Consider the following 13,191-nt stretch of genomic DNA (forward strand, 5'->3'; position numbering starts at 1 on the left):
AGCGACTAACTTAGGGCTAACTGCCGCACGGCAAGCTCTACACCGCGAAGCTCGGCTAGGCCACGCATGCGCCCGTAAAGCGGGTAACCGGGTGCCGTATTACGCTGCTGATCATCCAGAATGTGATGGCCGTGATCGGGGCGGAGCGGCAAACGCCCGCCACCCTCTTTTTCACGGCGGGACTCCTCTTCCACCAGCGCCTTTATGACGCCGACCATATCCACGTCGCCATTGAGATGCGGCGCCTCGTGAAACGAGCGCGCATCTTCTTCGCGCTGCGTGGCGCGCAGGTGGATAAAGTGAATATGCGGGGCAAAGTGGCGCGTCATGGCAATCAAATCATTGTCTTCACGAACGCCGTAAGAACCCGTACACAGCGTCAAACCATTGGCCGGGCTTGGCAGGCGATCAATGATCCACTGGGCATCGTCACGAGTTGAGACAACCCGAGGTAGCCCCAGCAGCGGCCGAGGCGGATCATCCGGATGAATCGCCATACGAATACCCACTTCTTCAGCCACAGGGATAATGGCCTGCAGAAAATAGCCTAGATTATCCCGCAGTCGCGTCGCATCAATCTCAGCGTACTCGGCCAGCACGCCTCGAAACTGCTCCAGCGTATAGTGCTCTTCAGCACCGGGCAGCCCTGCAATCAATGTATTGACGAGCTTGTCGCGGCCACCGCTATCCAATCCTTCAAGATAGCGGCTCGCCTGAGCCTTATCTTCATCGCTGTACTCTTGTTCGGCACCTGGGCGCTGAAGCAGATACAGATCAAACGCCGCAAAGGCCACCTGATCAAAGCGCAACGCCAGCGCACCATCCGGCAATGCATAGGTAAGGTCCGTACGCGTCCAGTCGAGCACCGGCATAAAGTTGTAGCAAACGGTATCGATTCCGCAGGCCGCCAGGTTGCGCAGCGTTTGGCAATACGTTGCTATCAGCGCATCGCGCTCGGGCAGGCCTTTTTTGATAGCTTCATTTACCGGCACGCTTTCAACCACCGACCAGCGCAGCCCGGCGGCTTCAATCATAGCCTTGCGCGCTTGAATGGCCGCTACCGGCCACACCTGATCATTGGGTATCTCATGCAATGCCGTGACAATGCCGGTCGCACCTGTTTGGCGTACTTCCTCAAGCCGGATTGCATCATTAGGGCCAAACCAGCGCCACGTATGCTCCATTACTTTCTCCCTATTGTTCGCTGTTTAGCGCGGCTAGCGCCCCGTTCAGCCCGCCTTGTTTCAGCACGCGATACGCTGACACTACCGCGTCAACAAATGGCTGATTCGCGGCAAGCTGTGCAGGCACTATTTCATCGATTGCCAAAAACGCGCCAACCAGCGCATCCGGATGATCACCGTGAATGTGATGCAGCTCAGCAAAAAGTATAGCCATCGGGTCATCGACAGAATATGCCTGCCCGTTTAAATCATAGCCCGCGGTATAGTGGATCCATGCCGCCACCCCCAGCGCCACACACGGCGAAGCCTGCCCCGCATTAGCGCGAGTCAAGGCACCGGTTAACCAGCGCTGAGGCAGCTTTTGACTGGCATCCATAGCAATTTGCTGTAGGCGATGACGCAGGCTGTCATTAGTAAATCGCGCCAGCAGCGAATCCGCATAGACGACAAGGTCAGCCCCTTCCGGCATATCGAGCGTAGGGGCTGCCTCTTCGAGCATATAGCGACGCAACAGCGCACGCAGCGCTGGATGGCCTACGCCCTCAACCACCGTTTCGATACCCGCTAATGCGCCAAGGTAAGCCAGCAGTGAGTGGCTGCCGTTCAACATGCGCAGCTTCATGGTTTCAAACGGCGCGACGTCACGCACCATCTCAACCCCTTCGGTTTCCCAGCGGGGTCGGCCTGAGGGGAAGTTATCCTCTACGACCCACTGCGAAAATGCCTCGCCCACGACGGCGTTAGGGTCGTTAACATCTAATGCCGCAAGGCGCTCGAAATCCGCGTCGGTCATGGCGGGCACAATACGGTCAACCATGCTGCTGGGGAACGCGACTCGCTGATCAATCCAGCGAGCCAGCTCAGCGCTACGCTGTTCGGCAAGCCGCAAAACGGCCATTCGCGTACGCTGGCCGTTATGGGGCATGTTGTCACAAGAAAGCACTGTGAACGGCTCAGTGCCCGCGCTATAGCGTCGTGCTAACGCTTCTACCAACAGCCCTGGCGCCGTGCGGGGCTGCTGAGGCGAGGCAATGTCGCCCGCCACCATCGGGTCATCAATGCGCAGCTCGCCGGTAGCCGGATTAAGGAAGTAGCCTTTTTCCGTAACGGTTAACGTCACAATACGGGTCGTCGGCGCGGCTAGCCGAGTAAGCAGCGCTTCTCGATCACGCCCCCAGTTACCTGCGGCATCACAGCCAGAAAATAGCGTTTCTTCGATAACTCCGATTTCGCGTAGCGTTAGCGTTTGTGCATCGGCATATTCAGCCACATGGTAGCGATAATCGGCCCCGCGCAAGCTATCAACTAATGCAATACTTGAGCGTAAGTTTGCGCTGCATACGCCCCACTCACCGTCGCCGCTACGCCGTCGATAGCGCTCAAGGTAAACCGCCTGATGCGCACGATGAAAGGCACCTAAACCTAAATGCACAATCCCAATCTGGCCCGTTTTAGGCATCGCGTCTATGCGCTGTGTCGCCATTGTTAATTACTCCCCATCAATAGATTAGGCAGCCAAAGCGAAATGGCAGGCACGTAGGTCACCAGGAACAGCACAGCTAAATTGCACAGCAGAAACGGTACGATCGCTCTGGCGACAGTTAGCATCGGCAGCTTGCCAATCCCGGCGACGACAAATAGGCAGACGCCCACCGGCGGCGTTGTCAGTCCTATCATCAGGTTCATAACGGCGATCACCGCAAAGTGCACCGGATCGACGCCAACGCCCGTCGCCACGCCGACCAGCGCGGGGAACAGAATGATCAGTGCTGCAATGGTTTCCATAAAGGCACCCACAAACAGCAAAATTAAATTCAAAATCAAAAGTACAATCAGTGGATTATCGCTGATGGATAGAATCAGGCTCGCAATCATCTGAGGAATTTGCTCGCTGGTCAGTATCCAGCCAAACAAGTTTGCCAACCCCACCATTAGCAGCAGCGCCGACGAGGTTAAAACGGTGTCGGCTAAGATCGAGGGAAGCTTTCTCCACGTCAGTCCTTTATAAACGTACATCCCGACTACCAGCGCATAAAGGCAGGCGACAATCGATGCTTCGGTCGGCGTGAAAAAACCGCCGATAATGCCGTAAAGAATAATCACGGTCATCAAGAGTGCCCAGAACGCCGTTTTGGCTTCTTTAAGCAGCTGCATTACCGGTACGCGCTTCTCTTTTGGATAGCCGCGACGCACGGCCAGAACGTAAACCGTGATCATCATGGCAAGCCCCATCAGCAGGCCTGGAATGGCACCTGCGAGGAACATGCGGCCCACTGAAATGCCACTCAGAGAGCCCGCAATAATCATTGGCACGCTGGGGGGAATAATCGGCCCTACGGTAGACGATGCAGCGGTGACCGCCGCCGCAAACGGCTTGTCATAGCCTGAGCGCGCCATGCCCGGAATCATTACCGCGCCAATGCTCGCTGAGTCCGCGACAGCCGTGCCGGAAATACCGCCAAAAATCATTGACCCGCCTACGTTGGCAAGCCCCAAACCACCACGAATATGGCCTAGTAACGCATTCGCAAAGCGCACAATATGCTCGGTGATATTGCCTACATTCATCAAATTGCCTGCCAGCACAAAGCCGGGAATACACAGCAATACAAAGGTGTCTATGCCTGCATACATACGTTGCGGCACAATCGTTAACGAAATACCTTCCAACAGTAGATAAGACAGTGACGCGATGCCGAGCGCAAACGCGATGGGCATTCCCACTACCAGTAAGACTAAAAAGACGCTAAAGAGGATAATAACTTCCATGCTTACAACTCCTGATCAAGCGAGGCAGAGGAGCGACACATTGCGATAATTCCTTCAAGGCATCCTAGCAAGCTGTAAACCAGGAGCAGCGCAAAGGTGACTACCGTTGAGAAAAAGATATACAGCATAGGTACACGCAGCGTTGGCGAGGTCTGCCATGCGCCGTTTTGTGCATACTGCCAAGCGTACGGCAGTACTAGAAAAGCAAATAAACCAATCATTAGGTAAATCAGTGCCTGAAACCCAGCCTTGGCGCGTGGGCCCAGCATGTGATGAAAAAGCTCAACGCTGATATTTCGGTTCTGACGCAGTACAACGCCTGCCGACAAAGCCACCATATAAATAAACAAATAGCGCGAGAGCTCTTCGGTCCAGGCAATGGAAAACGGTAGAAACAGCCGTGAACAAACTTGCAGCAGCACCGTGGCAGCAATGGCAATTAATGCCAGAACCGACAGAGTCAGAAAACAGGTATCCACCCAGCCAATCATGCGCCCAATGGGGCCTTGGATCTTTGGCACCGACGACATCGAATCCAGACTGTCTAACGCTTCCTGTTCAAGCGCTTTTTGATCCGAGCTCATAAACGTATCCTCATGGGCAAGCTGTTCTTGCAGATGGCCGATGAGCTGGCACGAAACCAGCCCACCCGCATTACCAATTCACTACAAATTCATTACCAACGGCCTTACAGGTCTTGGATAGCGTCGAAAAGCTCACGCTGCTCTTCGTTTAACGCCTCAAGTACCGCTGGGCGCGCTTTTTCGGCGAACGCATCAAGATCGACTTCCACAAATTCCATACCGCGTTCCTGCAGGGCCTGCTCCAGACGAGCCTGGTCCTCGATGAACAGCTCAGATTCATACGTCTGCATGGTTTGCGCCGCATCGCGCACTACCTGCTGAAGCTCGTCAGGCATGTCTTCAAGCTGATTACGTCCGATTACAACGTAGATCCAGCTACGCACGTGCCCGGTCATGTTGACGTAGTCCTGCACCTCATTGAAGCTGGCACTTTCAATCAAACTAAGCGGATTTTCCTGGCCTTCCAGCGTGTTTTGCTGAAGTGCGGTAAACACTTCACTAAATGCCATGGGGGTAGGACGAGCGCCCATTGCCTGCCAGGTATCAACGAACAGCGGCACGTTAGGCACACGCAGGCGCAGGCCATCCAGTTCATCCGGCGTGCGGATAGGACGGTTAGACGTCAGTTCACGCGGGCCGCGCTCAAACCACGCCAGCGGAACCAGGTTTGTCCGCTCAGTGATCTGCTCTTCAATCTGAGCGCCTACATCGCCGTTAATGGCGGCCTGCATATGCTCAGAGTCCCTGAAGGCATAAGGAACGGCCATCATGGCGGCCTTAGGCGCCCAGTTTTGCAGGCTCTCGCCGGTAATCGTCATATCCGCTGTTCCCAGCTGGATACTGTTAATCACGTCCAGTTCGCTCCCCAGCTGTTCACTGGGATAAAGACGAACTTCGATACGACCGTCGGAATTGGCCTCAACCTCTTCCTTAAACTTCTCCGCCGCCTGGTGCCAAATATTTTGCTCGTTGGCTAAGTGACCAAAACGCAGCGTGTAGTCTGCCGCTAATGCCGCTTGGCTACTCAGCAGCATCGTTCCAAGTACCGCCGTTGTTAATAGCTGTTTAATCATTTTCTACTCCTGCACATTTGCATTGTTTATTGTTAGTGGAACGTGAGTTGGCATGCACCGTTAGGCACTAATTTGAATCAGTACCTTCCGGACTTCTTCAGGGCGGTGGTCAAGCATATCGATGGCACTTGGCATGTCGCTAAGCGGTAGTCGATGGCTTACCAGCGCCAGTGGATCGAGCTGGCCACTGGCCATTAGCCCAAGCACTTCTGGAAACTTGCGGTTATTAAGACGCGACCCCACGAGGGTCAGCTCTTTCTTAATAACCTCTAGTTGCACAAGGTCGCTTGGCTGAACGCTAAAGCCGAGCAGGCCAATACGCCCGGCAGCTGATGCTAGGCGCAGCATTTGAGGTAAAAGCGCGGGAACACAGGCCGCATCGGCAATCAGCGGTACGCCCTCGCCTTGCGTCAAGGCGAGCACTTCTTTTTCAACATCGTGCTCGCGGCTATTAAATACGTACGTGGCGCCCAGTTCTTTAGCCGCTGCCAAGCGCTCGTTAATCACGTCCGTGACGATGACGTCTTTAATCCCCTTCGCTAAGGCCATTTGTAGAATCGTCATGCCAATAACGCCTGCACCAAGGATCATCAGGCGATCGCCAGGATGCGGCTGCATGCGATCAAGCACGTTGGCCGCGATGGTGTAAGGCTCAACCAAAGCAGCGGCATCGAGCCCGATGTGATCCGGCAAACGGTGCACATTAGCCGCGGGAACGGCCACCAACTCTTCAAAACCGCCGTCACGATGCACACCGATGACTTCCAGCGAGCTGCACACATTAGGGCGGCCAATTCTGCAGGGATAACACTTACCGCAGCTGATCACCGGATCAACGCATACGCGATCTCCAACAGCCACACCCTCGACGTTGTCGCCTAGGGATTCGACGACGCCAGCAAATTCATGACCGGTAATACGCGGAAAGCGGACAAAGGCATTATCGCCATGGATGATGTGCATGTCAGAGCCGCAGATACCGGCAAACGCCACCCGCACCAGGACTTCTCCCGCGTGCGCCTTGGGCGTATCAATATCGGCAACCTGGTAATCGTGCGGCGCCTTAACTTGAAATGCTTTCATTTACCGAATCTCCTTACCCGTTCTCAAAGTCACCAATGCCACGAATTTACCAATGCCATAGGGTGCCGTCTTCCAACCGATTAACCGGTAAGCTTGCGCGCTTATAGGGGTATTGTTTGGCTAACTCTTCGTCGATATCGACGCCATGCCCTGGCGTTTCACCCACGATAAAGTGACCGTCTTCGAACCGGTAATCGTGTGGAAATACCTGATCAGTGGCGGTGGTGTGCGGCATATATTCCTGGATACCAAAGTTGGGCACCCAGGTATCAAAATGAATCGCCGCGCCCAGGCATACCGGCGAAAGATCCGTTGGCCCGTGAAAACCGGTGCGTACGTGATAAAGACCCGCCAGATCAGCGATGCGACGCACGTGAGTAATGCCGCCCGCATGGGTGAGCGTGGCGCGAATATAGTCAATCCACTGGTTTTCAATCAGCGCTTTAGCGTCATAAATGCTGTTAAACACCTCACCTACCGCCAGCGGCGTGGTGGTGTGCTGACGGATAAGCCCAAAGGCTTCCTGATTTTCAGCCGGTACGCAGTCTTCAAGCCAAAACAGATGATAAGGCTCTACTTCTTTACCTAGCCTTGCTGCCTCAATCGGTGTCAGGCGATGGTGCACATCGTGAAGCACGTGCAAATCTTCGCCAAAACGCTCGCGCACGGCGGCAAACAGCTTAGGCACATGGTTTAGATATTTGCTGGTGCTCCACACGTGCTCTGCGGGCAAATCAGCATCGGCGGGCTCGTAAGGCTCGCCATCTTTTTTAGCGACGCCATAGATGCTGGCAATACCGGGCACGCCAGCCTGGACGCGTACCGCTTTATAGCCTTCATCCACATGACGAGCGACTTCTTCCAGGCACGCTTCAATATCGCGCCCCGTCGCGTGGCCATACACCATGACGCGATCACGGCTCTTGCCACCCAGCAGTTGATACAGCGGCATGCCTGCAAGCTTGGATTTAATGTCCCAAAGTGCCATGTCCACGGCGGCAATCGCGCTCATCGTGACGGGACCACGACGCCAGTAAGCACCGCGATAAAGGTAGTGCCAGATATCTTCAATTCGCTGAGGATCGCGCCCTATCAAAGCAGGAATGACATGCTCATCAAGATACGCAACGACGGCCATTTCCCGGCCGTTCAAGGTGGCATCACCAATGCCGTAAGTACCTTGATCCGTTACTATTTTCAAGGTGACGAAGTTACGTCCCGGCGAGGTCACAATGGTGTAAGCATGCTCGATCTTCATTGGATCGCCTCCTGCATCAGGGTTGGGGTGGTTGTGCGTCGAACGCTTCTCGACCTTCAAACATGGCGGGGAAACGGCGTACTAAATCAGGCATAGACACTAGTATTTCGCGTAAATGAAGGCACATTGCCTGCTCTGCTTGCTCGACATTACGCGCTTCAATAGCCGCAACGATGTTGGTATGTTGATCCACCAGCCGTTCCAGCGGAGTGCTGTGCGGCACACTCAGGTAGCGTACGCGGTCAAGCTGCGCCTTAACTTCTTCAATGACCTTCCAGGCAGTCTGCTGTTTTACGCCCAGTGAAAGCGTGCGATGAAAGGCTTCATCCAGCCGATAAAAACGGTCGTGATCATGCGGCTCCACACAGCGCCGTTGCCGCGCTAACAAATCATGCAGCTCCGTTAAAATGGCTGCATCAATGCCTCTTTCTGCTGCCAACTTCACGACCGCCACTTCCACCGATTCGCGAACAAAGCGCGCTTCTAACACCGCTCGCTGCGATATCTTAACCACGTAGGTGCCGCGCTGAGGCTTCACTTCCACCAAGCCAGCCTCAGACAGCCTTATAAAGGCTTCCCGCACTGGCTGGCGGCTGACAGAGAACGTGTCAGCGATTTCTTTTTCCGACAGCGCTTGGCCAGGGGCCAGCACCATTTGAATGATCGACTGCCTTAATACTTGAAATAGCCGCTGGCGAACTGAATCGCTGTCACGGGTTTCCTGCCATAGCGTTTGTAATGTCGTCTGCATAAACCTGAATCCGGATATGAAAGCTTGCCGGCCGTGGCGGCACCTTCTGATATGACTAGTATGGTAGTATGGATGAGATAGAGAAAGCCCCCACCGCTTATACTTTAGTCGCTCGACACTAGCGTAGCGCGCTGTCTTTTTCTGACCAAGCTGCACGTTATGTATATTGAACGGCGCTTTACGACAACTTTTTTGCTGCTCACGACGACACACTAGTAGGCGAACAAACTGCTTATTAGAGAGCACGCTATGAATCGCAATGTCATCCTTACCTGTGCCGTCACTGGCGCAGGTGATACCACCGCTAAAAATCCCAATGTTCCCATTACGCCCAAGGCCATCGCAGCCTCTTGTATTGAGGCTGCCCATGCTGGGGCCAGCATCGCGCACATCCACGTTCGCGATTTGGAAACCGGCGGCATTAGCCACTCTACAGAGCAGTTTCGTGAAGTGATGGAGCGCGTACGCGAGGCCGATGTGGATATCGTCATGAACATCACAGCGGGCGGTGGCGGTGACTGGATACCGGATGTGCAAGACCCCTCTCGCGGCGGCCCGGGCACTGATATTCAAACACCGGCAGAACGCCATGCACCGGTGGGCGAGCTACTTCCTGAGCTTTGTACTCTAGACTGCGGCAGCCTCAACTTTGGCGACATGGTGTACGTAAACCCTGCCGATTGGCTGCGTGAACATGCTCGTCTCGTTCAAGCCGCTGGCGTTAAGCCGGAACTAGAATGCTTTGACCTAGGCCACGTCTGGTTTGCCCGCCAGCTTCAGCAAGAAGGCTTGATCGACGGCGACCCGCTTTACCAGCTCTGCTTGGGCATTCCTTGGGGCGCCGAAGCGGACACCGAAACCATGTTAACGATGCGCAACAAACTTCCGAAAAACGCTAACTGGGCAGCCTTTGGCATAGGCCGCCATCAAATGCCGATGGTTGCTCAAGCGGTGCTGCTGGGTGGCCACGCACGGGTTGGCTTGGAAGATAACCTGTTTCTGGAAAAAGGCGTGCTGGCCAATAACGGCCAACTGGTCGAGAAAGCCGCGACCATCATTGAGAATCTTGGCGCCCGGGTGATGACACCTGCTGAAACCCGCGCCCATCTTAAATTACGTGACCCAGCCGGAGGTGGCCTATGAATCGCTTAGCCATTATCGGTACCGGCGTGATTGGCAACGGCTGGATTGCCCGCGCACTCGCACAGGGTTGGAATGTGGTTGCCTTTGATCCTGATCCGAACGCACCAGCGCGCACCCAAGCGTTTATTGACAACGCTTGGCCCTCACTAACACAGCTTGGTCTGGCACCCAACGCCAGCCCGGAGCGACTAACGTTTGCAGCGACGATTGAAGAGGCTATTAACGGCGCGGACCTGATTCAGGAAAACGTTCCTGAGCGACTAAAGCTTAAGCAAGAAATCCTGGCCGCCATTGACGCCGCCGCGACACCCGACGTCATCATTGGCTCGTCCACCTCGGGCTTCAAACCTACCGACCTGCAGCAAAACTGCCAGCAAGCGCCGGGGCGTGTCATCGTCGCCCACCCCTTCAACCCGGTATATTTATTGCCGCTGGTTGAGCTTGTCGGGGGCGAAGCCACACAGCCCGCGCAGATTGCTAGCGCCCAAGCGCTTTATCAGTCGCTCGCCATGCGACCACTGGTGGTTCGTCGTGAAATTGAGGGCCACATCGCCGACCGCTTAATGGAAGCGCTGTGGCGCGAAGCCTTACACTTAATCAACGATGGTGTGGCCACCACTGAAGAAATCGATGCCGCCGTGGTTTATGGCTGTGGTCTGCGCTGGCCGCTGATGGGCACGTTCCTCACTTTCCACTTAGCCGGTGGCGAGCCTGGCATGCGCCATATGCTGGAACAATTCGGCCCCGCGCTAAAACTCCCCTGGACCAAACTGGAGGCCCCAGAACTCACCGATGAGCTAATCGACAAAGTGGTCGAGGGCTGTGAGCACCAAGCCGCCGGGCGCTCAGTAGCCACGCTGGACCGGCGTCGGGATGACTTTTTAGTCGAACTGTTGGAGGTAGTACAAAAATACTGGCCGGAAGCCGAAGGGCTAAAGGGACGCATTTAATGATCATCCATGAAACCCACGTCGCACCCGAGTGGGTCGACTACAACGGGCACATGAACGACGCGGAGTACGCCCGCGTCTTTTCCCAAGCCTGTGAATCGTTGATTGACCACATAGGTTTAGATGAAGCGGGCCGTGAGCACTATGGCTATACGATTTATACCCTGGAAACCCACCTGTGTTATCGCCGCGAAGCGCAGCAAGGCCAACCGCTCAATATTGACCTAACGCTGCTTGATAGCGATGCAAAACGCCTGCACGTGTTTTTCGCCATGTTCGACGATGAAGGCAACCTATTAGCGACCAGCGAACAAATGCTGATGGGCATGGCACAGGACTCTGGGCGACCAAGCCCGTTTCCCGAAGCAGTTGCACATCTTGTAGCAGCACTGCCACGAGCAAGCAGCGATGCCTGGCCGGAACTTGCTGGCCGCACCATAGGCATTCGACGCTAATAGGTACAGGAAAGATGAACGTAGAGGCCTTTATTCAGCACTTTAGCGCAGGACTGGCGGCGATGGATGAGCTGCCCTTGCCACAAGCGCGCAGCGCCTACAATAGGCTTTGCCGCACGTTTGCTCCACCTGACCCGCCGGGAATGAGAATTGAAAATACTGTTTTGAGCGGCGTTAGCGTGCGCCGCTTTATTCCCCAGCAGCTAACGCCGGGCTGTGTGCTGTTTATCCATGGCGGCGGATTTACCATCGGCTCAGTGGAGAGCCATCACGGCCCCGCCGCCAGCTTGGCTCAAGCGTTAGGGCATGAAGTGGTCAGCGTCAACTATCGGCTGGCGCCAGAGGTAGATTACGCGGCTATGTTGGCAGACTGCCAAACGGTGCTAACAGCCGTTCAACCTATCGCATTAGTGGGTGACAGCGCCGGTGGGCGGTTAGCTATCGACCTTGCACATTCACTTATCGAGGCGCCGCCGTTAGGGTTGATTTACCCGCCGGTTGGCGAACTGTTGCTGGAATCTCTCGGTGAAGATGCACCGCTGCTGTCACGTAGTGACGTACTCGGCATTCAAAAATACTGCCCAGAAATCAATGCACATCAGTTTGATCGACGCCCTCCTAGCACGTGCATTGAAGTATTGACGGTAGCGCACGACCCGCTAACGCTGCCAATGGAAGCTGCCGTTACTGGCTGGCGTAAAGCGGGGGTTTCGGTTGGCTATCGATGTGCACCGCAAATGGTGCACGCCGCTCTTCACGCCCAATCGCAACTTCCCGCAATGGGCGCGGCATGGCAGGACTTTTGCCTTAAACTAAAACAGCGCCTTACTGAATAAGGCGCTGTTTTAAGAGCAATCGTTTTAAGATCAGCCGTTTTAAGATCAACCGATACGTTAAGAGCCGAACTGCGCACGCACCTGATCAATGGCGAGTTCGCCATCGCGGGTTTTAACGCCGTCTAGCCATTGGGCTACAGTGTCTAAGTTATTACTAATCCACTCCTGCGCGACATCATCCGCCGCACGCTCTTCATAGCTATACTCGTGCACCCAGTCATTTTGGTCTTCAATATCGATCACGTATTGTGACAAAAAGCGGTGAACCTCGGGGGCTTCCTCAGCTAGGCTGGCAGGTGTGACCGTCCACACGGTGCTTTCAATTGAGGCTACGCCTGCATCATCACTATCGGCTAAATACGCCAAATCAAAGCTCACGTTCATCCAGTGAGGCTCCCAGCCGACAAACGTCACCCACTCTTCATCGGCTATTTTTTGTTCAGCTTGGGCCAGCATGGCCGAGGTTGAGCTTTCACTCAGTTGCCAATCCCCCAGGCCTGCAATGTCGTTATCAATGGCGTTAAGGATCGCCTCGTTAATACCGGTGCCCGCTTCAATGCCTTGGATTTCTCCACCGAATTGATCACGATGTTCGGCCAACTCAGCCACGGTGGTCACCCCTGCATCATAAACATACTGCGGCACGACGAGCCCTGAATTGGCGCCTTTGATATTGGAAACCACTTTTTCTACTTTTCCGTCAGCCACCAGAGGCTCGATCATGTCAGTCTGGACGGGATACCAGCCGCCTAAGTAAATATCCAGATCGTTACGCGATAAGCCGCCCAGAATAATGCTCACGGCTAAATCTTGCTGGCGCGTTTTATACCCCATTGTCTCAAGTAGTTGAGCAGCCACTTCCGATTTCACGGTAACGCCAGGCCACGGCGGCACGCCAAAACGAAGTTCATCAAGCTCCGCCATCGCTGGGGCGGCAGCGAACGCAGAAAGTAAAAAACCCGCTGTAAGTGACAATGACTTGGTAGTGTCAGACATGAGGCTAAACCTTTTATTAACTGGATTATGTTATTAACTGGATTAAACCAGTATGCGCCGCTACCTGCAGGTCACTAAGCATGAAGCGACACTTACCAACCACAAGGCG

13 protein-coding genes are annotated in these 13,191 nt (G+C 54.7%); 4 read left to right on the forward strand and 9 right to left on the reverse strand.

Translation table 11 applies throughout. The features are described from left to right. Positions 1 to 5 precede the first annotated feature (5 nt). From uxuA to ACT3TR_RS00985, 8 genes are all read right to left on the reverse strand, one after another. Positions 6 to 1,184, reverse strand: a complete 1,179-nt coding sequence (uxuA, locus tag ACT3TR_RS00950; RefSeq protein WP_444624739.1) for a mannonate dehydratase — start codon at positions 1,182 to 1,184, stop codon at positions 6 to 8. Positions 1,185 to 1,194: 10 nt separating this feature from the next. After that, a complete protein-coding gene (locus ACT3TR_RS00955) occupies positions 1,195 to 2,667 on the reverse strand; it encodes a mannitol dehydrogenase family protein (protein ID WP_444624738.1) in 1,473 nt (490 codons plus the stop codon). Between the two features lie 2 nt (positions 2,668 to 2,669). Next, positions 2,670 to 3,953: a TRAP transporter large permease gene (locus ACT3TR_RS00960; RefSeq protein WP_096281017.1), complete on the reverse strand. Its 1,284-nt coding sequence runs from the start codon at positions 3,951 to 3,953 to the stop codon at positions 2,670 to 2,672. Positions 3,954 to 3,955: 2 nt separating this feature from the next. After that, a complete protein-coding gene (locus ACT3TR_RS00965) occupies positions 3,956 to 4,537 on the reverse strand; it encodes a TRAP transporter small permease (RefSeq protein WP_301735598.1) in 582 nt (193 codons plus the stop codon). A gap of 104 nt (positions 4,538 to 4,641) precedes the next feature. After that, positions 4,642 to 5,610 carry a TRAP transporter substrate-binding protein gene (locus ACT3TR_RS00970; protein ID WP_444624737.1) on the reverse strand — a complete coding sequence of 323 codons (969 nt, stop codon included), beginning with the start codon at positions 5,608 to 5,610 and terminating at the stop codon, positions 4,642 to 4,644. A gap of 60 nt (positions 5,611 to 5,670) precedes the next feature. After that, positions 5,671 to 6,693, reverse strand: a complete 1,023-nt coding sequence (locus tag ACT3TR_RS00975; protein ID WP_444624736.1) for a Zn-dependent oxidoreductase — start codon at positions 6,691 to 6,693, stop codon at positions 5,671 to 5,673. Positions 6,694 to 6,739: 46 nt separating this feature from the next. Next, complete coding sequence (gene manD, locus ACT3TR_RS00980; RefSeq protein WP_235041892.1) at positions 6,740 to 7,951, reverse strand: D-mannonate dehydratase ManD; 1,212 nt, start codon at positions 7,949 to 7,951, stop codon at positions 6,740 to 6,742. 16 nt (positions 7,952 to 7,967) lie between these two features. Further along, on the reverse strand, positions 7,968 to 8,702 hold the full coding sequence (locus ACT3TR_RS00985) for a GntR family transcriptional regulator (protein ID WP_444624735.1): 735 nt from the start codon (positions 8,700 to 8,702) through the stop codon (positions 7,968 to 7,970). Between the two features lie 249 nt (positions 8,703 to 8,951). Here ACT3TR_RS00985 and ACT3TR_RS00990 point away from each other — a divergent pair, with 249 nt between their 5' ends. The 4 genes from ACT3TR_RS00990 to ACT3TR_RS01005 are packed head-to-tail and all read left to right on the forward strand — an operon-like array spanning position 8,952 to position 12,086. After that, positions 8,952 to 9,845 (forward strand): 3-keto-5-aminohexanoate cleavage protein, encoded by an 894-nt coding sequence (locus ACT3TR_RS00990; RefSeq protein ID WP_444624734.1) that lies wholly within the window; start codon positions 8,952 to 8,954, stop codon positions 9,843 to 9,845. Further along, positions 9,842 to 10,795 (forward strand): L-carnitine dehydrogenase, encoded by a 954-nt coding sequence (locus ACT3TR_RS00995; RefSeq protein ID WP_444624733.1) that lies wholly within the window; start codon positions 9,842 to 9,844, stop codon positions 10,793 to 10,795. The genes ACT3TR_RS00990 and ACT3TR_RS00995 overlap by 4 nt, the downstream gene beginning before the upstream one ends. Beyond that, on the forward strand, positions 10,795 to 11,250 hold the full coding sequence (locus ACT3TR_RS01000) for a thioesterase family protein (protein ID WP_096281040.1): 456 nt from the start codon (positions 10,795 to 10,797) through the stop codon (positions 11,248 to 11,250). The genes ACT3TR_RS00995 and ACT3TR_RS01000 overlap by 1 nt, the downstream gene beginning before the upstream one ends. Positions 11,251 to 11,264: 14 nt before the next feature. After that, positions 11,265 to 12,086 carry an alpha/beta fold hydrolase gene (locus ACT3TR_RS01005; RefSeq protein WP_444624732.1) on the forward strand — a complete coding sequence of 274 codons (822 nt, stop codon included), beginning with the start codon at positions 11,265 to 11,267 and terminating at the stop codon, positions 12,084 to 12,086. Between the two features lie 57 nt (positions 12,087 to 12,143). Here ACT3TR_RS01005 and ACT3TR_RS01010 read toward each other — a convergent pair whose 3' ends face one another. Beyond that, on the reverse strand, positions 12,144 to 13,082 hold the full coding sequence (locus ACT3TR_RS01010) for an ABC transporter substrate-binding protein (RefSeq protein WP_444624731.1): 939 nt from the start codon (positions 13,080 to 13,082) through the stop codon (positions 12,144 to 12,146). Positions 13,083 to 13,191 lie beyond the last annotated feature (109 nt).

The organism is Halomonas sp. AOP12-B1-6 (genome assembly GCF_052379225.1).
GTDB classification, from domain to species: Bacteria; Pseudomonadota; Gammaproteobacteria; order Pseudomonadales; family Halomonadaceae; genus Vreelandella; species Vreelandella casei.